The 816-nt window shown below is 61.5% G+C and carries 1 protein-coding gene; it reads left to right on the forward strand.

Going from position 1 to position 816, the window contains the following annotated elements; genetic code table 11:
• The coding region (locus tag NM2_RS46985; protein WP_218026148.1) for a hypothetical protein at nt 1-807 on the forward strand (807 nt) is incomplete at its 5' end.
• Between the last annotated feature and the right edge of the window lie 9 nt (nt 808-816).

Raw genomic sequence — 816 nt, forward strand, 5'->3', positions numbered from 1 at the left:
CCACCTGATGCACCAGGCAACGCGAAGCACGGGACTGTCCGTTTAACGACCTTGTATCGTTTCGAATCGGCCGATCGCCGAGGCTGCCCCGAACTGTCGCGCCTCGGGCAGGTCCAGGCGCTCCACCACAGCGTTGAGCAGTCCCCACATTCGATGTGCCCGCAGGGAGTAGACACCAGGTTCGGCGACCGCCACAGCGCGAAGTCGGCTTCCACCACCGACATCGAAGGCGAGGGGATCCCACTGGTCTGTGTCCCCAACGCCAGCGTCGTCTCCCAACTCGTTGCGGCGGCCGATCGAAATGAGCATGTGCAGGCCCTGTTGGACAACCAGGCGGACGTCCTCGAGGACTGCGAGGCTGCACTCGGTAACGGACTCCACGAATCGGTCCGCGATCAGATCCCGCTTGTTCTCGAGGCAATCGCCGTCTTGCGGAACGAAAAGCATGCTGCGGCACAGGCATTGGCGGTCGTTGCGGCCGACACCCTCATTGGGGCCCACATAGGCGACAAGCACGACCGCGTCCGGAACGACAGCGCCCTTCCTGATTTGGAAACGATCCACATGTCCGAGGTACTGCGCGTCTTTCTAGCGGTGGCACCCGTATGCAGGTTCCTTCATCACTGGAAGCCACACCCGAAGAATCCTCACCCGGAACCTTCGGAACTCTCGCGCTATATAACCGTTCAACAAGCCAGTGCGCGGCACCTTCGGCCGGACAACGCGCTGATTGCTACCGCCCTCACCACCAGACTGATTTGCGCGTTCAGCGAGATGAACCAGTGGTTCGACTCGCGAGGCAAATAGAGTCTCGCC

This window comes from Nocardia miyunensis NBRC 108239, from assembly GCF_001613065.1.
Lineage (GTDB): Bacteria > Actinomycetota > Actinomycetes > Mycobacteriales > Mycobacteriaceae > Nocardia > Nocardia miyunensis.